Origin of the sequence: Phytobacter sp. V69, assembly GCF_965644215.1 — a bacterium.
In the GTDB taxonomy this organism is placed as follows: Bacteria; Pseudomonadota; Gammaproteobacteria; order Enterobacterales; family Enterobacteriaceae; genus Phytobacter.
This window is the reverse complement of the sequence record NZ_CBFFRL010000054.1, coordinates 1-19808: the sequence shown is the minus strand read 5'-3', so window position 1 is coordinate 19808 and position 19808 is coordinate 1. Positions and strand designations below refer to the sequence as shown.

18 protein-coding genes and 1 pseudogene are annotated in these 19808 nt (G+C 54.4%); 10 read left to right on the top strand and 9 right to left on the bottom strand.

The window, feature by feature from the left end:
• Positions 1-8: 8 nt before the first annotated feature.
• Both yaaA and ACSZPU_RS09965 read right to left on the bottom strand, forming a co-directional pair.
• Positions 9-782, bottom strand: coding sequence for a peroxide stress protein YaaA (gene yaaA / locus ACSZPU_RS09970; protein ID WP_498998111.1), 774 nt, complete (start codon positions 780-782; stop codon positions 9-11).
• A 77-nt stretch (positions 783-859) separates the two neighbouring features.
• Entirely contained in the window at positions 860-2287 is a 1428-nt protein-coding gene (locus ACSZPU_RS09965) for an alanine/glycine:cation symporter family protein (RefSeq protein ID WP_498998109.1), read from the bottom strand.
• Between the two features lie 200 nt (positions 2288-2487).
• Between ACSZPU_RS09965 and tal the strand changes: the two genes are divergently transcribed.
• The 3 genes from tal (at position 2488) to ACSZPU_RS09950 (ending at position 5565) form a co-directional block, all read left to right on the top strand.
• Positions 2488-3441 (top strand): transaldolase, encoded by a 954-nt coding sequence (gene tal / locus ACSZPU_RS09960; RefSeq protein ID WP_498998107.1) that lies wholly within the window; start codon positions 2488-2490, stop codon positions 3439-3441.
• Between the two features lie 105 nt (positions 3442-3546).
• Positions 3547-4134 (top strand): molybdopterin adenylyltransferase, encoded by a 588-nt coding sequence (gene mog / locus ACSZPU_RS09955; protein ID WP_498998104.1) that lies wholly within the window; start codon positions 3547-3549, stop codon positions 4132-4134.
• Positions 4135-4260: 126 nt separating this feature from the next.
• A complete protein-coding gene (locus ACSZPU_RS09950) occupies positions 4261-5565 on the top strand; it encodes an MFS transporter (protein WP_498998102.1) in 1305 nt (434 codons plus the stop codon).
• On the opposite strand, the gene ACSZPU_RS09945 is transcribed toward ACSZPU_RS09950, so the two are convergent.
• The 7 genes and pseudogenes from ACSZPU_RS09945 to satP all read right to left on the bottom strand — a co-directional run bounded on the left by ACSZPU_RS09945 (position 5562) and on the right by satP (position 12533).
• Complete coding sequence (locus ACSZPU_RS09945) at positions 5562-6320, bottom strand: molybdate ABC transporter permease subunit (protein ID WP_498998125.1); 759 nt, start codon at positions 6318-6320, stop codon at positions 5562-5564. The two genes, ACSZPU_RS09950 and ACSZPU_RS09945, sit on opposite strands and share 4 nt — an antisense overlap.
• Before the next feature lie 14 nt (positions 6321-6334).
• The gene (locus ACSZPU_RS09940; protein ID WP_498998100.1) at positions 6335-7264 is read right to left on the bottom strand and encodes an extracellular solute-binding protein; all 930 of its coding nucleotides are present in this window, start codon (positions 7262-7264) and stop codon (positions 6335-6337) included.
• Positions 7265-7404: 140 nt separating this feature from the next.
• Positions 7405-8525: pseudogene (locus ACSZPU_RS09935) on the bottom strand (ABC transporter substrate-binding protein).
• Between the two features lie 23 nt (positions 8526-8548).
• Positions 8549-9325, bottom strand: a complete 777-nt coding sequence (locus tag ACSZPU_RS09930; protein ID WP_498998098.1) for an ABC transporter ATP-binding protein — start codon at positions 9323-9325, stop codon at positions 8549-8551.
• Positions 9322-10395, bottom strand: a complete 1074-nt coding sequence (locus ACSZPU_RS09925; protein WP_498998095.1) for a FecCD family ABC transporter permease — start codon at positions 10393-10395, stop codon at positions 9322-9324. The genes ACSZPU_RS09930 and ACSZPU_RS09925 overlap by 4 nt, the downstream gene beginning before the upstream one ends.
• Positions 10396-10519: 124 nt before the next feature.
• Complete coding sequence (locus ACSZPU_RS09920; RefSeq protein ID WP_498998093.1) at positions 10520-11839, bottom strand: chloride channel protein; 1320 nt, start codon at positions 11837-11839, stop codon at positions 10520-10522.
• A gap of 121 nt (positions 11840-11960) precedes the next feature.
• A complete protein-coding gene (gene satP / locus ACSZPU_RS09915) occupies positions 11961-12533 on the bottom strand; it encodes an acetate uptake transporter (RefSeq protein WP_498998091.1) in 573 nt (190 codons plus the stop codon).
• Positions 12534-12830: 297 nt separating this feature from the next.
• Here satP and dnaK point away from each other — a divergent pair, with 297 nt between their 5' ends.
• From dnaK to ACSZPU_RS09880, 7 genes are all read left to right on the top strand, one after another.
• Positions 12831-14747: a molecular chaperone DnaK gene (dnaK, locus tag ACSZPU_RS09910; RefSeq protein WP_498998088.1), complete on the top strand. Its 1917-nt coding sequence runs from the start codon at positions 12831-12833 to the stop codon at positions 14745-14747.
• A gap of 86 nt (positions 14748-14833) precedes the next feature.
• Positions 14834-15970, top strand: a complete 1137-nt coding sequence (gene dnaJ, locus ACSZPU_RS09905) for a molecular chaperone DnaJ (protein WP_498998086.1) — start codon at positions 14834-14836, stop codon at positions 15968-15970.
• 164 nt (positions 15971-16134) lie between these two features.
• Positions 16135-17295: a Na+/H+ antiporter NhaA gene (gene nhaA, locus ACSZPU_RS09900; protein ID WP_498998085.1), complete on the top strand. Its 1161-nt coding sequence runs from the start codon at positions 16135-16137 to the stop codon at positions 17293-17295.
• Positions 17296-17357: 62 nt separating this feature from the next.
• Complete coding sequence (nhaR, locus tag ACSZPU_RS09895) at positions 17358-18251, top strand: transcriptional activator NhaR (protein WP_498998083.1); 894 nt, start codon at positions 17358-17360, stop codon at positions 18249-18251.
• Between the two features lie 87 nt (positions 18252-18338).
• A complete protein-coding gene (locus tag ACSZPU_RS09890) occupies positions 18339-18650 on the top strand; it encodes an antibiotic biosynthesis monooxygenase family protein (protein WP_498998081.1) in 312 nt (103 codons plus the stop codon).
• A gap of 4 nt (positions 18651-18654) precedes the next feature.
• Positions 18655-19053 (top strand): amino acid-binding protein, encoded by a 399-nt coding sequence (locus ACSZPU_RS09885; RefSeq protein WP_498998078.1) that lies wholly within the window; start codon positions 18655-18657, stop codon positions 19051-19053.
• The gene (locus ACSZPU_RS09880) at positions 19037-19741 is read left to right on the top strand and encodes an ArsR/SmtB family transcription factor (protein WP_498998076.1); all 705 of its coding nucleotides are present in this window, start codon (positions 19037-19039) and stop codon (positions 19739-19741) included. The genes ACSZPU_RS09885 and ACSZPU_RS09880 overlap by 17 nt, the downstream gene beginning before the upstream one ends.
• The last annotated feature ends 67 nt before the right edge of the window (positions 19742-19808 follow it).

Below are 19808 nucleotides of genomic sequence, written 5' to 3'. Positions count from 1 at the left end.
GAATGAAATTACTGCTCGTGACGTTTAAAGACCAATTCGCCCTTCCCGGACAGCTCTTCATCAAAGAAATATCCTTCGCTATCAAACGCGGTTAACTGCTCCGGTTTTGTCAGGCGGTTTTCAATGATGTAACGACTCATCAGGCCGCGCGCCTTTTTGGCATAGAAGCTAATGACTTTGAACTTGCCGTTTTTCTCGTCGAGGAAAACCGGTTTGATGATTTGCGCATTCAGCTTTTGCGTTTTCACCGATCTAAAATATTCGTCGGATGCCAGATTCACCACGATGTCGTCGCCCTGTGCCTTGATCGCGTCGTTCAGCTTGTTGGTGATGATCTCTCCCCAGAACTGATAGAGATCTTTACCCTTCGCGTTTTCCAGGCGGATCCCCATCTCCAGACGGTAGGGCTGCATCAGATCCAGCGGGCGCAACACGCCGTACAAGCCGGAGAGCATGCGCAGGTGCTGCTGGGCAAAATCGAAATCAGCGTCGGCGAAGGTTTCCGCCTGTAGGCCGGTATAAACATCGCCTTTAAAGGCCAGAATAGCCTGGCGTGCGTTCTGCGGCGTAAAGTCCGGCTGCCAGTCGTGAAAACGGGTGGCGTTCAGGTCGGCAAGCTTATCGCTGATACCCATTAAGGCTTTGATTTGTGGCGCGCTGAGTTTACGTGCGACCTTAATTAACTGCTGCGAATAATCCAGCAATTCTGGCTGCGTGTAGCGCGTAGTGGCCAGCTCACTTTGATAATCCAGCGTTTTCGCGGGTGAGATGAGAATCAGCATAGTCAGTCCTTGCAGGAAAATTTCCGCTGACTTTAACAAAAAACGGCGTGTGATTGATCAATAGTTGCGATTGCCATTTACGATCCCGATTTATCATCCCACGCGCCGGGGGCGAGTTGTCGGTTGATATCCGGATAACGTTTGGGATCGAATACCGGCGTCACGCCCAACTTGCGTTGCCGCAAATAGTCGGTAGCCACCAGATTGACCACCGGTGAGAGCAGCAGAATTGCCGTCAGGTTGGTAACGGCCATAAACGCCATAATCACATCCGCCACGTGCCACAGCAGAGGCACACGCAGCTGCGAGCCAATCAGCACCATCAGCAGAATCCCCAGACGCAGCAGCCAGAGGTTACGCCGACTATTCATGCGTAAAAAAATGAGATTGTTTTCTGCGTAGACGTAATTAGTGGTTATCGAATTGAAGGCAAACATAATGATAACGATAGCGACAAAACTGGCTCCCCACTCTCCCGTTAGCGTTACCATTGCTTCCTGAATTAACTGAACGCCATTGATGGCGTTATCGACGGGGGCGTCATTTGCCAGCAGCAGAATAAATGCGCTGGCAGTACAGACCATAAAGGTGTCGACAATGACCCCGACCATTTGCACAAAACCTTGTGCTGCGGGGTGTGGCGGTGAGGAGGCGGCAGCTGCGGCGGCGTTAGGTGTCGAGCCCATTCCGGCTTCGTTAGAATACATGCTGCGTTGAAAACCGCTGGTTAGAGCCTGGCTGAGTGTGTAGCCAATGGTGCCTGCTGCGGCTTCCTGCCAGCCAAATGCGCTTTTCACAATGTTCGAGAACATATCTGGCAAGGCCGTGAAGTGGACAATTCCGATGCCGATGCTGGTGATTATCCAGGCAAACGCCATGATGGGCACAACGCGTTGCATGATGCGTGCGATTTGCTTCATGCTCTTGGTGATCATTAGTAAAAGCATTCCGGCAAAAAAGAGGCCGGTATAGGTTTCCCGTATACCCCATGCATAATGGACTGCGCGTACGACTGAATTCGCCTGGATGGTATTAAATAACAGTCCGTACACGAGTAAGAGTAATACGGAAAACAGCACGCCCATCCAGCGCATTCCCAGACCACGCGCCATATACCATGCAGGGCCACCGCGAAATTGCTGATTGACGTCACGCTCTTTGTAGAGCTGAGCCAGGGTGCTTTCGGCAAAACAGGTCGCCATACCGATGAACGCCGATACCCACATCCAGAAAATTGCCCCAGGCCCTCCTGTCGTAATAGCCAGTGCCACACCGGCTAAATTACCGGATCCCATCCGTCCAGCCAGGCTAAGAAAAAGCGCTTGGTACGAGGTCAATCCACCTGACTGGGCCTGACTATGTTTGAGGTTATGGTAGAAGTCGCCGATGAGGCGAAAGGGCACAAATTTGCTCTTAAAAGCAAACCAGATACCTGCCGCAAGCAGCAGGTAGAGCATCAATGAACCCCAGAGTATTTCACTGATAAAGGAAAAGAATTCAGGCATCAACATCCCTCTTGTCTATGCCGGTTCGCAGGCTAATGAGCAGCGCTATTATTAATAGAGCACTACTTCGCAGGCAATTAATAAATCTAGTTTACCATCGCGAATGAGCGCAATGTCTGCGGTTGCGCTGGCAGGGCGTCGTGTTATCATCAGGGAAGATCGGTTACATCCCCCTAACAAGTTCAAAGAGAAACACTATCATGACGGATAAATTGACTTCTCTGCGTCAATACACGACTGTTGTTGCTGACACCGGAGACATCGCGGCGATGAAGCTGTACCAGCCGCAAGACGCTACGACCAACCCTTCTCTGATTCTTGGCGCTGCCCAAATCCCTGAATACCGTAAACTGATTGATGACGCGATTGTTTGGGCGAAAGGCCAGAGCAGCGATCGTGCTCAGCAGGTTATCGATGCATCAGACAAGCTGGCGGTGAATATCGGTCTGGAAATTCTGAAGCTGATCCCTGGTCGTATCTCTACCGAAGTGGATGCGCGTCTGTCCTATGACACCGAAGCCTCCATTGCCAAAGCCAAACACCTGATCAAACTGTATAACGATGCGGGTATCAGCAACGATCGTATCCTGATCAAACTGGCTTCCACCTGGCAGGGTATCCGTGCTGCTGAGCAGCTGGAAAAAGAAGGCATCAACTGTAACCTGACGCTGCTGTTCTCCTTCGCGCAGGCGCGTGCTTGTGCAGAAGCTGGCGTTTATCTGATTTCTCCGTTCGTGGGCCGTATCCTCGACTGGTACAAAGCCAACACGGATAAAAAAGAGTACGCACCGGCAGAAGATCCGGGTGTGGTTTCCGTAACGGAAATCTACCAGTACTACAAACAGCACGGCTATGAAACTGTGGTGATGGGCGCAAGCTTCCGTAACCTCGGCGAAATCCTGGAACTGGCAGGCTGTGACCGTCTGACTATCGCCCCGGGCCTGCTGAAAGAACTGGCAGAAAGCGAAGGCGCTATCGAACGCAAACTGTCCTACACGGGCGAAGTGAAAGCGCGTCCGGAACGTATCACCGAAGCGCAGTTCTTCTGGCAGCACAACCAGGATCCGATGGCGGTAGACAAACTGGCGGACGGTATCCGTAAGTTTGCTGTTGACCAGGAAAAACTGGAAAAAATGATCGGCGACCTGCTGTAATCATTCAGGCGTGGTCGGGCACCCGGCCACGCTTTCCCCCCTGTCTGCATTTCCCCTCAGCGTGTATCATTTCCGTTAGTCATTATTTTTTTGAACGGAATGAATATGGATACATTACGCATTGGCTTAGTTTCTGTTTCCGATCGTGCCTCCAGTGGTATTTATCAGGATAAAGGCATCCCGGCTCTGGAAGAGTGGCTGGCGCAGGCGCTGACCACCCCCTTTATCATCGAAACACGGCTTATCCCGGACGAACAAAGCATCATTGAGCAAACGCTCTGCGAGCTGGTCGATGAGATGAGCTGTCATCTGGTGTTGACGACCGGCGGCACCGGTCCCGCGCGTCGCGATGTTACCCCTGACGCAACGCTTGCCGTTGCTGACCGCGAAATGCCAGGCTTTGGCGAGCAGATGCGTCAAATCAGCCTCAACTTTGTGCCGACGGCGATCCTCTCCCGTCAGGTAGGCGTGATCCGCAAACAGGCGCTGATCCTCAACTTACCGGGCCAGCCGAAATCCATCAAAGAGACACTGGAAGGGCTGAAAGAGGCGGACGGGAAGGTAAAAGTACCAGGGATTTTTGCCAGTGTACCGTATTGTGTACAGCTCCTTGACGGGCCTTATGTGGAAACTGATCCTAAAGTCGTAGCGGCTTTCCGCCCAAAAAGCGCAAGACGCGAGACAATATCCTAAAAATAGTGGTTTTTTGAATTTAGTTATACGGACACTGGAGTGTTGATTTATTTACGGTATAGTAATTTTTAATTTACAGATGACGTAAAAACGAAATCAACACCTCCTCTTTACAAATGGTCCGTTATGTCAAACTACACACGTCCCCTCAATAAGCAAGATTACAAAACCCTCACGCTTGCCGCGTTAGGCGGTGCGCTCGAGTTTTACGACTTCATCATTTTTGTTTTCTTTGCCGCCGTTGTCGGTGAGCTGTTTTTCCCGGCGGATATCCCGGAATGGCTGCGTCAGGTGCAAACATTCGGCATTTTTGCCGCCGGTTATCTGGCACGCCCGCTGGGCGGCATCGTGATGGCCCACTTTGGCGATCTGGTCGGTCGTAAGAAGATGTTCACCTTGAGCATTTTGCTGATGGCGGTACCGACACTGGCGATTGGGCTGCTGCCGACCTATGCCTCAATGGGCATCGTTGCACCGTTGCTGCTACTGTTGATGCGCGTGTTGCAGGGGGCGGCGATCGGCGGTGAAGTACCGGGGGCATGGGTGTTTGTGGCGGAGCATGTGCCCGAACGCCGTATTGGGATTGCCTGCGGAACCTTAACCGCGGGGCTGACCGTGGGGATCCTGCTCGGCTCTGTGGTCGCCACGCTGATCAACACCAGCATGACGCAACAGGCGATTCACGATGGTGGATGGCGTATTCCTTTCCTGTTGGGCGGGGCGTTTGGTCTGGTGGCGATGTATCTGCGCCGCTGGTTGCAGGAAACGCCGATCTTCCTCGAAATGCAGAAGCGTAAAGCGCTGGCGCAAGAGCTGCCGGTGAAAGCCGTGGTCATGAAACACAAGAAAGCAGTGGTGATTTCCATGCTGCTGACCTGGCTGCTTTCTGCCGGGATTGTGGTGGTGATCCTGATGTCCCCGGTCTGGCTGCAAAAGCAGTACGGTTTCGCGCCAGCGTTAACCTTGCAGGCGAACAGTATCGCTACGATCATGCTGTGCTTCGGCTGTTTGACCGCCGGGCTGGTGGTGGATCGCGTGGGGCCCAGCAAAACCTTTATCGTCGGCAGCATTATGCTGGCCTGCTCCAGCTGGTTCTTCTACCACCTGACGGGCAGCCACCCCGAGCAGTTGTTTGCGCTGTATGGGCTGGTCGGTTTCTGCGTTGGGGTCGTAGGGGCGGTTCCCTATGTGATGGTTCGTGCGTTCCCGGCCGAAGTGCGCTTTACCGGGATTTCCTTCTCTTACAACGTCTCCTACGCAATTTTTGGCGGCCTGACGCCGATTGCGGTAACCATGCTGATGGGCGTGTCGCCGATGGCGCCGGCCTGGTATGTGCTGGCGCTGTCGTTGATTGGCCTGGCGCTGGGGTTATGGCTGCGCCAGGACCTGGTGGCGACGGACAGCCCGGCGCTGGCGAAGTCCACGCGCTAAGCGCGCTTACGATTCCACGTTGCCCGTCTGCCAAGGCAGAAGCAGATCATTGGCAGGGGCAGCGTGACAATCAGCAGCATCCACAGCAGGGTATAGATGGCATCCACACCATCGTTTTGTAGATTGGTGTACAGCTTGACCGGAATGCCCTGCGGAAAATAGGCAAAGATCATCACGATGCCAAATTCGCCCACCGCGCGAACCCATGCCAGCGTCACGGCAGAGGCCAGCCCGGGCAGCGCCAGCGGCAGCGTGAGATAGCGAAAACGGTTCCAGCCGGATGCGCCCAGTGTCTGGCCCGCTTCAAGAATGTCCTTCGGCACGGTGGTGAACGCCGAACGGGCCACCACAATGAAATAGGGCAACGCCCCATAGATTTGCGCCAGCACAAACGCCGCCGGATTGTTAACCAGCGTTGCCCCCAGCCGTGAAGTCCACTGACCGAACACCCCGTAAGGACCAAACGCGGAGACCAGCAGAATGCCCATCGCCAGCGGCGGGGTGAGCAGCGGGATCATCACCATCAGCTCGCCGATAAGACGCCTGCGACCCGTTGCCTGCGATAGCCACCAGGCCGCTGGAATACCGATGGCAATAATGATGCACAGGGCCAGTGCGCCCAGCCCCATAGAAACGACAATGGCGTTGTCATCACGCCATGCGAGCTGCAGGTGGTGCAAAGGCGTGACGCTCACCAGGGTGATAAAGGGGATGCTCAGCAGCAAAATCGCGGGCAAAGAGAGCCAGCCCGCGATCCAGCCCGGACGTCTTAGTGGGCGTATAGTTTTTCACCTTTTGGTTCAGCGTAGCCGTACTGTTTAAACAGTGCCTGACCTTCCGGGCTTTGCAGGAATTTGACGAATTTCGCCCCTTGTTCCACGCCGTTTGGCGCATTTTTCAACACGGCTGCATAGAAGACCATTGGCTGAGTGTGCAGTACCTGATCTTTCCCCTGGCTGTCTTTGATGGTGAAGCTGACGGTGTCATACCACAGTTTTGCCATCGCCGGGTTGCTCAGGTTGATCTCATCCGGCAGCGCGACATACGGCAGGTGCGCAGAACGGACTTCGCTCTCATAGCCTGCGGCCGCATCCACCTGACCACTTTCCAGGCGCGCCAACAAGCCGCCTTCCTGATGCGTTTGCTCCGGGTTTTGCAGAGAGCCTAAGATCTTATCGGCGATACCCGGCATTTTGTAGTATTTTTCAGCCAGCATCAGGGTGAAGACGATGTTCTGGCCTTTCGGATCGACATACGGGTCGGTACGACCAAAAGAAACGCCTTTCTGTGCCAGCAGATTCAGCCAGGAAGCATCTTTCTTCTTGGTGGCTTCGTCAAACTGCGCGGCATATTTCCCTTTCGGGCTATAAGCGATCACCATACTGGTGCTGGCGACCGGTACGGCATCGTCGATCATTCCGGCGTCTTTAAGAATTTGCATCGGGCCGGGGTTAATGGAGACAAACACGTCGGCTTCGATTTTATGGCTGGCCAGCAGGCGAGCCATACCGTACGCGCCCTGACCTTGCCCCTGATAATCCCCTTTTTCGTCTTTGGCGAATGCCGGACCGAGACCCTGATCCATCACTTTGCCCATTGAGCCTGCGTAGGTAACACGAATATCTTTTGCCATGACGGCGGGCGCGCATTGCAGCAGTGCCAGCGCCAGTAAACCGAACTTCACTTTTCCAGAAATCATAAAAATCATCCCGTTATGTATCATTTTACATAGCGAGTGTCGGGGAAACTTAGGCTGATAACAATTATCTTGCTAAGTCTGTTGAGCTTTCATTGATAAAAAAGCGCCATCGGACGATGGCGCTTTGGGGAAAATAATGCTTAAGGAGTAGTGCTCAGGACGATGTTGTCGTCCGGGATATGCGTAAAGTTTTTGATAATCGCGTGGTAGTCATCGAGCGGCTTGATGTCGTTAAACAGCGTTGGGTAGAAGATCTTACTCAGCGTTTCAATGGCGATGATGTTATAAGGATTATTGTAGAAGTGGTGATAGAGCGCACCGGTATGGCCCTGGGTAACGGCAGGGATGCTGCTGACGCCCTGGCGTGCCAGTAACGCATTAAAGGCAGATTTTACCGCAGCCTCGTCCACGTTATAGCCGAACGGGATGATTGCAGTCCCTTTGCCCGGTCGTTTTGAGCCGGTCATCAGGTAATAATCCGGGTTCATGGAGATGATTTTCTCCACCGACACATTGCCAGTTGCCCCTGGCAGCAGCTGTGAACCAATGTTCACGCCGCCCGCCGCTTCAACCAGACCGCCCCAGCCGTTGCGGGCATGGGTAAAGCAGCAGCCGTTATCCAGCCTGCGACACCGGCAATCGGTTCGATAAACACCAGCGGTTTTTTGGGGGCGCTGGCAAGGCGCTGATGCAGCGTGTCCAGACGCTGCTGATAGAAGCTGATGTACTGCTGCGCACGCTCGTTCTGGCCGAGCACTTTACCCAGCAGGGCGATACTTGGGAGGGTGTTTTCTACCGGGTGCAGCTCATAATCGACAAACACCACCGGTACGTGCAGCGCGTCCAGTTTTGCCAGTACGCCGCTTTGCACCAGCGACGGTTTGGCGCGAAGCTGGGCAATCATCAGATCCGGGTGGCGTGAGATGATCGTTTCCAGATCGACATTGCCCTGATCGGAAAACTGCATATCGAGGATCTTCTCGGCTTCCGGCCATTTACGCTTGAGCACATCCCAGGTCTGGGTATCTTGCTTTTTAGGCAGGTTGTTCCACGCCACGACTTTGGCGAAAGGGTTGTCGCGTTCAAGCAGCGCGAGAGCAAAAATGTCGCGGCCATCCTGCAGGATGATGCGCTGCGGTTCCTGTGGGATCGTAACGCTGCGGTTATCCATATCCGTTACCGTGACCGGCCAGTTTTGCGCCATCGCCAGCAGTGGCGCAAAGATCAGTGCGATGCCCATGATTGTCTTTTTCAGATTCATCTCTTCCCCGTCTTATGACTGTGTTAGGTTGTTAATCCATCGACCACCACGTGCGGCAGTCCCTGCGAACAATATTCCACCCGGCCTTTCACCCCGTAGACTGCCGCCAGGTTATCGGGCGTGACGACCTCACCGGGAACACCGCTGGCCACCAGCGCGCCGTTTTTTAACATCACCGCGTATTCGGCATGGCGCAGTGCAATGTTGATGTCATGAATCACCACCACCGTCACGATGTTACGCAGGCGCGTTTCACGGGCGACGATGTCCATTACGTGGAATTGGTAGTTGAGATCGAGTGCGCTCAGCGGCTCGTCCAGCAGCAGAAGGTCCGGTTTGCGAATCAGCGACTGGGCAAGGCCAATCAGCTGCTTCTGCCCGCCGGAAAGCTGGTCGAGGAAGCTCATCGCCAGGTGTGAAACGCCGAGCTTGTGCAGGATGTCGTAGGCCTCTTGCTCGACGTTATCGCCGGAATTGAAGCCGCTGGCACGTCGGGCAACGATGATCGACTCCAGCGCATGCAGATGTACGCCCTGCGGCAGTGACTGCGGTAAATAGACCACCTTTTGCGCTCGTTTTACCGACGGCAGCGTCATCAAATCTTCGCCGTTCAGCCACAGTTGCCCCTTGGCCGGGTTGAGATCGGCAAGTGCGCGCAGCAGAGTGGATTTGCCCGAGCCGTTTGGCCCAAGGAGGGCGGTGATTTGCCCGCGCGGCAGTACCGGGGTATTCAGCCCATCGATAATTTTCTTTTTACGATAGCCCGTGTGCAGGGCGTTAATGCGCAGTCCGTCAGTCATATATTTCCCCGGTGGCGGATGATGATGCTCAGGAAGAAGGGGACGCCGACCAGAGAGGTGACGATACCAACGGGAATAATGACGCCGGAGACGATATTTTTCGATAACACTGACGCCAGTGACAGTACCAGTGCACCAATCAGCATACTGCCGGGCAGGTAAAAGCGGTGGTCTTCACCAAACAGCATCCGCGAAATGTGCGGTGCTACCAGGCCGATAAAGCCGACAGGGCCAACAAAGGCCACCGTCAGCGCCGAGATAATACTGATGCGCAGCAGCGTCGCCAGGCGCAGTTTGCGCACGTTGATGCCAAAACTGACGGCGCGGTCTTCACCCAGACGCAGGGCGGTGAGCTTCCAGGCATTTTTCATCGACAGCGGCACGATGAAAAGCAGGGCCACGCATAGGATTGCGAGCTTGTCCCACGAGGAGCGGGCCAGGCTACCCATGGTCCAGAAGACCAGCCCCTGTAGCGTATCTTCGCTGGCAACAAACTGCAGAATCGAGATCAGCGCATTGAAGGTGAACACCAGCGCGATGCCAAACAACACTACGCCGGATGTTGCCACTCGCGTCCAGCGGCTGATGCCATCCAGAATAAAGCAGGCCAGCAGGGCGAAAACGAAGGCGTTAACCGAGATAAACCACTGATCGGGAATGCCCGGAATGCCAAGGCCCAGGATGATGGCGAGCGCGGCACCAAAGGACGCGGCGGAAGAAACGCCGAGGGTAAACGGGCTGGCAAGCGGGTTATTGAGGATGGTTTGCATCTCCGCGCCCGCCAGGCCGAGGGCCATACCGACAGCGATCGCCATTAAGGCGATGGGCAGGCGCAGCTCCCAGACAATAACGCGGGTACCGGCATCAACAGACCCTGCATCAACCAGCGCATGCCAGAGAGCCGAAAGAGAGAGTACGGAAGGCCCGAGAGTGAAATCCAGAATCAACGAGAACAGAATAAACAGCAGGATTACGCCCGCCAGCGCAAAACGCCGCAACAGGACTTTCCTGTAATGCGATGACACCGAGGATTCGTCAGGCGTAATGCTGGCGACAAGAGGGGAACTCATTGGCTTACCTTATGCAACACAACAGAATCGATGTATCCCCCAACGTTCCTGTTCAGGCTGTTGCATGATATCCAATATCCGGGATGCTCCCGGCGACCATATAAGAAATGATAATGCTTATCAATTAAATAGGGTTTTTATTCCCATCTTGTTTAGCTACTGTTATGGTTTTGTTCGAAAAGCGAGCATCCTGCCAGGCTTCCAGCGCGCGACAGGTGGCATAGGCACCCGCAATAGACAGCGCTGCGGGCACCAGGAAGCTATGGTCCATTCGCGTGGATTCCATCACTAACGCTAATGTAGTGACTGGCATACGCGCAGAGGCGGCCAGGAAGCCGGCGGCCCCCAGCAGTGCGAAGCTTTCCATGTCACTACCGGGGAAAAACGGCCTGGCAAGGATAAACAGCAGTGAACCCAGCAGGCCGCCGACGGCAAGGCCTGGCGTTAACAAGCCGCCTGCCGCACCCGCGCGTATCACGGCGCAGATAACAAACACTTTAAGCACCAGTAGCACGACCGCGAGCCACGCCGTCATTTCGCCACTCAGCGCCAGTTGCGCAGCTCCTTTGCCATTACCCGGAAGCTGCGGGAACCAGACGGAAAAGATGCCGAGCAGGGTAAACGCAATCACACTGACGACGGGCATCTGCCAATTATCTCGTACGTTGCTGCGCGCGTATTGGGTGAGGCGGCGAAAAAGAAAAGCGCCCGCGCCCAGCAAGGGGCCACAAAGCACGCTCCAGAAAATCAACGAGGTGGCGGCGAATTCCGTCGTGAAGTGATACTGATGTTCATCCCCCAGTCCCAACGAGGCGACCCAGGCGGCCAGCGCAGAAGTGACCAGCGCGGCGACTGCAGAATCCCAGCTGAAGCTCACCAGCAGGACTTCAAGGGTGAAGATCGCACCCGCCAGCGGCACGTTATACACCGCAGCCAGCCCCGCCCCCGCACCGCAGGCAGTCATGAGCTGGATATCGGCAGGCGTCAGGTGCAATCTCCGCGCGACGCCACCGGCAAAAAGGGCACCGGCCTCACGCGGGGCGACTTCACGCCCGAGCGGTGAGCCCATCGCGACGGTGATGATTTGCAGCAGAATATGTACAAGCGTGGTGAGCGGCGGCATCGGTTTATCCGCATTGCTTACTGTCGCACTGATGCTGACACGTTTTTTGCCATAACGGGCAAGCAGCCACCATCCTCCCCCGGCAACGAGACCTGCGGCGACCAGTACGATGAAACGTCGTTGGGCGCTGGCATCGGTCACGCCCTCCAGAAAGGTCTGCGGACTTATCAGCAGATTCTGGCTATAGCCATAGGCGAGATGCTGGATTTCGTGTAACAGCATGGCGAGCAGCATGCCACCCAGCCCGGCCATGATCCCGGTAAGAAGAAGCGCAGCCCAGCGTTGTAGCCAGTAGGAACGGCCCTGCAAAAGCGTAGTCATTGTCTGATTCTGTCTGGGAAGAAGTACCGCAATCATCCCATAAAGCGTGTGAATGCGTAATCAACGGGCGGGTAAAAAGTCGGAGGAAATTCGTGCCCGCAGCGCAGGCACGAAGAAGAGATTAGTGCTGCTCTTGTTCGCCAATCGGCAGAACGGTACGGCCATATTGCTCGTTCAGGACTTCACCCATTGCCAGGTAGATAGCGCTTGCGCCACATACCAGACCAATCCAGCCTGCAACATGAACGATGCTTTCATTGTCCGCCAGATGACCGACGGCCAGCAGTGCGAACAGCACGGTCAGGCTCAGGAAGACGAACTGCAGCATACGTGCGCCTTTAAGCGTGCCGAAGAACATAAACAGGGTGAACACGCCCCAGATACCCAGGTAGACACCCAGGAAGTGGCCGTTCGCCGCATCTGCCAGACCCATTTTAGGCAGCAGCAGAATTGCAACGAGGGTTAACCAGAAAGAACCGTAAGAGGTAAATGCGGTTAAACCGAAGGTGTTGCCTTTTTTAAATTCCAGGAGACCTGCAAAAATTTGCGCGATACCACCGTAGAAAATACCCATAGCCAGGATAACGCCATCCAGCGGGAACATGCCAATATTGTGCAGGTTAAGCAGAATAGTGGTCATGCCGAAGCCCATAAGGCCCAGCGGAGCCGGATTAGCCAACTTAGTGTTGCCCATAATTCCTCAAAATAAATCAACATTGAAGGATGAAATGTATTCCCCGCATCAATATTGAGGAGGCGGGGCGCGGCATCATAAATAGCGTCACCTGCTGTGTCTATGATCTGAACAGGTGGAAATTAAAAAATTTTTTATTCCTTACCCCTTGATGAGCTTCGTTGCGACCCCATCTTGTAGACAACCGCAATGTGTGGACCTGAAAAAAAACGAGCAAGGGCAGTTGAAACCGCACGTTTCGCTCTTATTACAGGTTCACAACCACATGTTGACCAAATTTTTAGTGGAGACGTTTAGATGGGTAAAATTATTGGTATCGACCTGGGTACTACCAACTCTTGTGTAGCGATTATGGATGGCACTACCGCGCGTGTGCTGGAGAACGCCGAGGGCGACCGCACCACGCCTTCTATCATTGCTTATACCCAGGATGGTGAAACTCTGGTTGGTCAGCCGGCTAAACGTCAGGCAGTGACAAACCCGCAAAACACCCTGTTTGCGATTAAACGCCTGATTGGCCGCCGCTTCCAGGACGAAGAAGTTCAGCGTGACGTTTCTATCATGCCGTACAAAATCGTTGCCGCAGACAATGGCGACGCATGGCTTGATGTGAAAGGCACCAAAACTGCACCGCCGCAGATCTCTGCCGAAGTGCTGAAAAAAATGAAGAAAACGGCCGAAGATTACCTGGGTGAGCCGGTAACTGAAGCGGTTATCACCGTGCCGGCATACTTCAACGATGCTCAGCGTCAGGCAACCAAAGACGCCGGTCGTATCGCGGGTCTGGAAGTCAAACGTATCATCAACGAACCGACTGCGGCTGCACTGGCTTACGGTCTGGATAAAGAAGTCGGCAACCGTACTATCGCGGTATACGACCTTGGTGGCGGTACCTTTGATATCTCTATTATCGAAATCGACGAAGTGGAAGGCGAAAAAACCTTCGAAGTTCTGGCAACCAACGGTGATACCCACCTGGGTGGTGAAGACTTCGATAGCCGTCTGATCAACTACCTGGTTGAAGAATTCAAGAAAGATCAGGGCATTGACCTGCGTAATGACCCGCTGGCAATGCAGCGTCTGAAAGAAGCGGCTGAAAAAGCGAAAATCGAGCTTTCTTCCGCTCAGCAGACCGACGTGAACCTGCCGTACATCACCGCAGACGCGACCGGTCCGAAACACATGAACATCAAAGTGACGCGTGCGAAACTGGAAAGCCTGGTCGAAGACCTGGTCAACCGTTCCATCGAGCCGCTGAAAGTTGCGCTGCAGGACGCTGGCCTGTCTGTATCCGACGTGCAGGACGTTATCCTGGTCGGCGGTCAGACCCGTATGCCGATGGTGCAGAAGAAAGTTGCTGAATTCTTTGGTAAAGAACCGCGTAAAGACGTTAACCCGGACGAAGCTGTTGCAATCGGTGCAGCTGTTCAGGGTGGTGTACTGACCGGTGAAGTGAAAGACGTACTGCTGCTGGACGTTACCCCGTTGTCTCTGGGTATCGAAACCATGGGCGGCGTGATGACTGCGCTTATCACCAAAAACACCACCATCCCGACCAAGCACAGCCAGGTGTTCTCTACTGCAGAAGACAACCAGTCTGCGGTAACCATCCATGTGCTGCAGGGTGAACGTAAACGTGCGGGCGATAACAAATCTCTGGGTCAGTTCAACCTGGATGGTATCAACCCGTCACCACGCGGCATGCCGCAGATCGAAGTGACCTTCGATATCGATGCTGATGGCATCCTGCACGTGTCTGCGAAAGACAAAAACAGCGGCAAAGAGCAGAAGATCACCATTAAGGCGTCTTCTGGCCTGAACGAGGAAGAAATTCAGAAAATGGTTCGCGAAGCAGAAGCGAACGCTGAATCTGACCGTAAGTTCGAAGAGCTGGTTCAGACCCGTAACCAGGGCGACCATCTGCTGCACAGCACCCGTAAACAGGTTGAAGAAGCAGGCGATAAACTGCCAGCGGAAGATAAAACCGCTATCGAAGCTGCACTGACCGCGCTGGAAACGTCTCTGAAAGGCGAAGACAAAGCGGACATAGAAGCGAAGATGCAGGCGCTGGCGCAGGCTTCTCAGAAGCTGATGGAAATCGCTCAGCAGCAGCACGCTCAGCAACAGGCTGGCGGCGCTGACGCTTCTGCGAACAACGCGAAAGACGACGATGTTGTCGACGCTGAGTTCGAAGAAGTGAAAGACAAAAAATAATCGCCCTGATGCAGGGTAATTAATCGGCACGGGCGTAGGAGATCTCTCCACGCCCGTGCTCGCATGTTAGGGGTAGATAAAAAAAGATGGCGAAACAAGACTACTACGAGATTTTGGGCGTTTCCAAAACAGCGGAAGAGCGTGAAATCAAGAAGGCGTACAAGCGCCTGGCCATGAAATATCACCCGGACCGCAACCAGGGTGATAAAGAGGCCGAAGCCAAATTCAAAGAGATCAAAGAAGCGTACGAAATCCTGACCGATGCGCAAAAACGCGCGGCGTACGACCAGTACGGCCATGCTGCGTTTGAACAAGGCGGCATGGGTGGCGGCGGTGGCGGCTTCGGCGGCGGTGCTGACTTTAGCGATATCTTTGGTGATGTCTTCGGCGATATTTTTGGCGGTGGCCGTGGTCGCCAGCGTGCGGCACGTGGTGCCGATCTGCGTTACAACATGGAACTGACGCTGGAAGAAGCCGTACGCGGCGTCAGCAAAGAAATCCGTATCCCGACGCTGGAAGAGTGCGATGTCTGCCACGGCAGCGGCGCTAAAGCGGGTACCCAGCCACAAACCTGTCCGACCTGCCATGGTGCGGGCCAGGTGCAGATGCGCCAGGGCTTCTTTGCCGTACAGCAGACCTGTCCGCACTGTCAGGGCCGCGGTACGCTGATTAAAGATCCGTGCAACAAATGTCACGGTCACGGTCGCGTTGAAAAAACCAAAACCCTGTCCGTTAAAATCCCGGCAGGCGTGGATACCGGCGATCGCATTCGTCTCACCGGCGAAGGCGAAGCGGGCGAGCATGGCGCTCCGGCAGGGGATCTGTACGTTCAGGTCCAGGTGAAACAGCACGCCATCTTTGAGCGTGAAGGTAACAACCTGTACTGTGAAGTGCCGATCAACTTTGCGATGGCTGCACTCGGTGGCGAGATCGAAGTGCCGACGTTGGATGGTCGCGTAAACCTGAAAGTGCCTGCTGAAACCCAGACCGGCAAACTGTTCCGTATGCGCGGTAAAGGCGTGAAATCAGTTCGCGGTGGCGCGCAGGGCGACCTGCTGTGTCGCGTTGTTGTCGAAACGCCGGTTGGTCTGAATGACAAGCAGAAGCAACTGCTGAAAGAGCTGCAGGAAAGCTTCGGTGGCCCGACGGGCGAACACAACAGCCCGCGCTCCAAAAGCTTCTTCGACGGTGTCAAAAAGTTCTTTGATGACCTGACCCGCTAATCGAGTTGCGAACGACTACCGAACCCGGCCACTGTGCCGGGTTTTTTCTTTTTGCGTTTAATGCTCGGAAAAACCGATTTTATCCTCAAAGTTTATCTTGTTTTATCGATGTTTCTGACGGGGTAATATGAGCGCCTAAGGGAGTTGTAAATCGAGAGAAGATCATGAAATTTCTACAACGTTTTTTTAGCAGTGATATTTCAGGCGGGATTGTCCTGATTATTGCAGCCGTACTGGCGATGTTCTGTGCCAATCTGGATGTGACGAAAGCGGGCTATCAGGCCTTTCTTGATACGCCGGTCGCATTTAAGTTCGGTGCACTGGAAATCAATAAAAACATGCTGTTATGGATTAATGACGCGCTGATGGCGGTCTTTTTCCTGATGGTTGGCCTTGAAGTCAAATACGAGCTGGTGAAAGGGGCGCTTGCCACTCGTCAGCAGGCTATTTTCCCGGTGATCGCCGCGCTTGGTGGCATGGTCGCTCCGGCACTGATCTTCCTGGCGTTTAATCTGCACGATCCGCTGGCACGCCACGGCTGGGCGATCCCGACGGCAACGGATATCGCCTTTGCCCTCGGCGTGCTGGCTCTGTTGGGCGATCGCATTCCATCGGCGTTGAAAGTTTTTTTGATGGCACTGGCGATTATTGACGATCTGGGTGCCATCATTATTATCGCGCTGTTTTACACCAGCGATCTGTCGCTGATGTCGCTGGGTATTGCCGCGGCGGCCATTGTGGCGCTGGCGGTGCTGAATGCGCTGAATGTCCGCCGAATCGGGATTTATATGCTGGTGGGCGTTGTGCTGTGGACGGCGGTGCTGAAATCGGGCATTCATGCCACGCTGGCCGGGGTTGTCCTGGGCTTCTTTATTCCGCTGAAAGAGAAGGATGGCGTCTCTCCGGCCCGTCAGGTGGTTGATGCGATCCATCCCTGGGTCGGCTGGCTGATTTTGCCGTTGTTTGCCTTTGCCAATGCGGGTGTCTCACTCGAAGGGGTCACGCTGGCCGGGCTGACGTCGCTGCTGCCGTTAGGGGTAATTGCCGGTCTGTTTATCGGTAAACCCGTCGGTATTACCGTGTTTTGCTGGCTGGCGCTTCGCCTCAAACTGGCAAAACTGCCGCAGGGCGCTGCGTTTAAGCAGATTATGGCGGTCGGTGTACTGTGCGGCATTGGTTTTACCATGTCGATTTTCATCGCCACGCTGGCGTTCGGCGATGTTGATACCCATATGGTTGCCTGGGCGAAATTAGGCATTCTTACGGGTTCAATCCTGGCGGCGGTGGTGGGATACTGCCTGTTGCGTTCGCGCATAATCCGCTAATCACGGTGCGGGAAGGCGAGTGATCGCCTTCCCGAAAACGTCAGTCAGGGAGTGAAGAGACGATGTCGAACATCAACTACAACCATTTGTACTATTTCTGGCAGGTATATCGCGCAGGGTCCGTTGTCGGTGCTTCGGAAGTGCTATACCTCACGCCGCAAACCATCACCGGGCAAATCAAGGCGCTGGAAGAGCGCCTGCAGGGCAAACTTTTCAAGCGAAAAGGAAGAGGGCTGGAGCCGACCGAACTTGGCGAACTGGTTTTTCGCTACGCCGATAAGATGTTTACGCTGAGCCAGGAAATGCTGGATATCGTCAACTATCGCAAAGAGTCGCATCTGTTGTTTGATGTTGGCGTGGCGGATGCGCTGTCTAAACAGCTGGTGAGCGGTATCCTTGATGCTGCGGTTCAGGAAGGCGAGCCTATCCATTTACGCTGTTTTGAATCGACCCACGAAATGTTGCTCGAGCAGTTGAGTCAGCACAAGCTCGATATGATCATTTCGGATTGCCCGATCGATTCCACCCACCAGGAAGGACTCTTTTCGGTGAAAATTGGCGAGTGCAGCGTTAGCTTCTGGTGTCAGAAACCTGCGCTCAGCAAGCCTTTTCCTGCCTGTCTTGAAGAGCGCCGTTTGCTGATCCCGGGCCGTCGGTCGATGCTCGGACGTAAGCTACTCAACTGGTTTAATTCGCAGGGGCTGAATGTTGAAGTGCTGGGTGAGTTCGACGATGCGGCGCTGATGAAATCCTTCGGCGCGGCGCATAACGCCATTTTTGTGGCCCCGACGCTCTATGCAAAAGATTACTTTGCCGATGAGAACATCGTTGAGATTGGGCGGGTGGATAACGTGATGGAAGAGTACCACGCCATTTTTGCTGCAAGGATGATCCAGCATCCCGCCGTGCAGCGCATTTGCCAACGTGATTACTCTCTTCTGTTTAGTGATCTCTGACGAAACACGCCACATTTCGCTGACCGCCGAAGCATGACTTTTTCAGCACGGTAGATTTATCTCACCTATACATGCAGGAGATAAATCATGATTGCTGTACTTTTCGAAGCCGACGCGGTTGCGGCGAAGCAAGAACGCTACCTTGAACTGGCTGCGGAGTTAAAACCGTTGCTTACCGATATCGATGGTTTTATCGCGATCGAACGTTTTCAAAGCCTGACCACGCCCGGCAAAATCCTCTCGCTATCCTGGTGGCGTGATGAGGTAGCCATTCAGGCATGGAAAAATAATTATTTTCACCGTGCCGCTCAGACGGAGGGGCGCGAGGAAATTTTCTCGTTTTACCGCATTCGCATCGCCCGGCTGGAACGGGAATATTCATCGGAAAGCCGGGGGTAAGGTGATGTACGATATTCACGTAGTACTCAAAAACCTGCCGGGTGAGCTGACGAAACTGGGCAAAACACTGGGCAGTAACGGTATCGGTCTTGAAGGCGGTGGCGTCTTTACCCATGGCAATGAAGGGCATGCGCACTTTCTGGTGGAAGACGGCATACGGGCGAAAGCGGTACTGGAGCAACACGGTTTTGATGTCCGCGATGTGCGTCGACCGGTGATCCGCAAACTGAAACAAGAGCGACCTGGTGAGCTGGGTGAGATAGCGGCAACGCTGGCGGCGCATGGGGTGAATATTCTTGTGCAGTACAGCGATCACGCGAATCAGCTCATACTGGTAACTGATAATGACACCGTTGCCAGCGAGGCAACAGAACCCTGGGCGGTTTATGGCACATCATCCTGAACGTCTTTCTGACGACAACGCGCTTGAGCTGTCGGTCGCGGCAGTCGCTGCGGCAATGGCCGATCCCTCGCGGGTAAAAATGCTGTGTGCGCTAATGGACGGGCGGGCGTGGACGGCAACGGAACTGAGTGTGGCGGCAGGAATTGCCGCCTCTACCGCCAGTGCGCATCTGAGTAAGCTGGTCGACAGCCAACTGGTGTGTTTTCTCTCACAAGGGCGTCATCGCTACTATCGCCTTGCAGACAAAGAGATCGCTCAACTCATTGAGATGATGATGGGCATTTCCTGGCGACGGGATAAGCCGTTAACAACGCGTACGCCTGTAGCCCTCCGGCATGCGCGTACCTGTTACGATCATCTGGCCGGTGAGCTGGCGGTTGAGATTTACGATGCGCTGGTTGAGAAAAATTACCTGACCGCCGATGGGGCGTCGCTCACCGACGAGGGGCTGGCGTTTTTTGCCCGGCTCGGTTTACAGCTGGAAAGCAAATCAACGCGCAAACTAAGCTGCGCCTGTCTTGACTGGAGTGAACGGCGTTTTCATCTTGGTGGACATGCGGGGGCGGTGCTGCTGCTCTATTGCGAGACGAAGGGCTGGATTCGGCGGACGCCAGGGTTTCGCGAAGTGACGTTGACCGCGAAAGGGCGACTGGGACTAAAGGTACTGCTCGGTATCGACGCTAGATAGTGTCGTCACGAGGATAAAAATCATTGATAATAGGGCCTTCTAATCAGAAGGCCCTATTATCATGACT

Bases quoted from the DNA above. Each gene is read 5' to 3' on its own strand.
- ACSZPU_RS09950 (WP_498998102.1), top strand. From the start codon at position 4,261: ATGTCAAACTACACACGTCCCCTCAATAAGCAAGATTACAAAACCCTC.
- dnaK (WP_498998088.1), top strand. From the start codon at position 12,831: ATGGGTAAAATTATTGGTATCGACCTGGGTACTACCAACTCTTGTGTA.
- tal (WP_498998107.1), top strand. From the start codon at position 2,488: ATGACGGATAAATTGACTTCTCTGCGTCAATACACGACTGTTGTTGCT.
- ACSZPU_RS09880 (WP_498998076.1), top strand. From the start codon at position 19,037: ATGGCACATCATCCTGAACGTCTTTCTGACGACAACGCGCTTGAGCTG.
- ACSZPU_RS09885 (WP_498998078.1), top strand. From the start codon at position 18,655: ATGTACGATATTCACGTAGTACTCAAAAACCTGCCGGGTGAGCTGACG.
- ACSZPU_RS09940 (WP_498998100.1), bottom strand. From the start codon at position 7,264: ATGATTTCTGGAAAAGTGAAGTTCGGTTTACTGGCGCTGGCACTGCTG.
- dnaJ (WP_498998086.1), top strand. From the start codon at position 14,834: ATGGCGAAACAAGACTACTACGAGATTTTGGGCGTTTCCAAAACAGCG.
- ACSZPU_RS09925 (WP_498998095.1), bottom strand. From the start codon at position 10,395: ATGAGTTCCCCTCTTGTCGCCAGCATTACGCCTGACGAATCCTCGGTG.
- ACSZPU_RS09890 (WP_498998081.1), top strand. From the start codon at position 18,339: ATGATTGCTGTACTTTTCGAAGCCGACGCGGTTGCGGCGAAGCAAGAA.
- nhaA (WP_498998085.1), top strand. From the start codon at position 16,135: ATGAAATTTCTACAACGTTTTTTTAGCAGTGATATTTCAGGCGGGATT.
- nhaR (WP_498998083.1), top strand. From the start codon at position 17,358: ATGTCGAACATCAACTACAACCATTTGTACTATTTCTGGCAGGTATAT.
- ACSZPU_RS09920 (WP_498998093.1), bottom strand. From the start codon at position 11,839: ATGACTACGCTTTTGCAGGGCCGTTCCTACTGGCTACAACGCTGGGCT.
- ACSZPU_RS09930 (WP_498998098.1), bottom strand. From the start codon at position 9,325: ATGACTGACGGACTGCGCATTAACGCCCTGCACACGGGCTATCGTAAA.
- satP (WP_498998091.1), bottom strand. From the start codon at position 12,533: ATGGGCAACACTAAGTTGGCTAATCCGGCTCCGCTGGGCCTTATGGGC.
- ACSZPU_RS09965 (WP_498998109.1), bottom strand. From the start codon at position 2,287: ATGCCTGAATTCTTTTCCTTTATCAGTGAAATACTCTGGGGTTCATTG.
- yaaA (WP_498998111.1), bottom strand. From the start codon at position 782: ATGCTGATTCTCATCTCACCCGCGAAAACGCTGGATTATCAAAGTGAG.
- mog (WP_498998104.1), top strand. From the start codon at position 3,547: ATGGATACATTACGCATTGGCTTAGTTTCTGTTTCCGATCGTGCCTCC.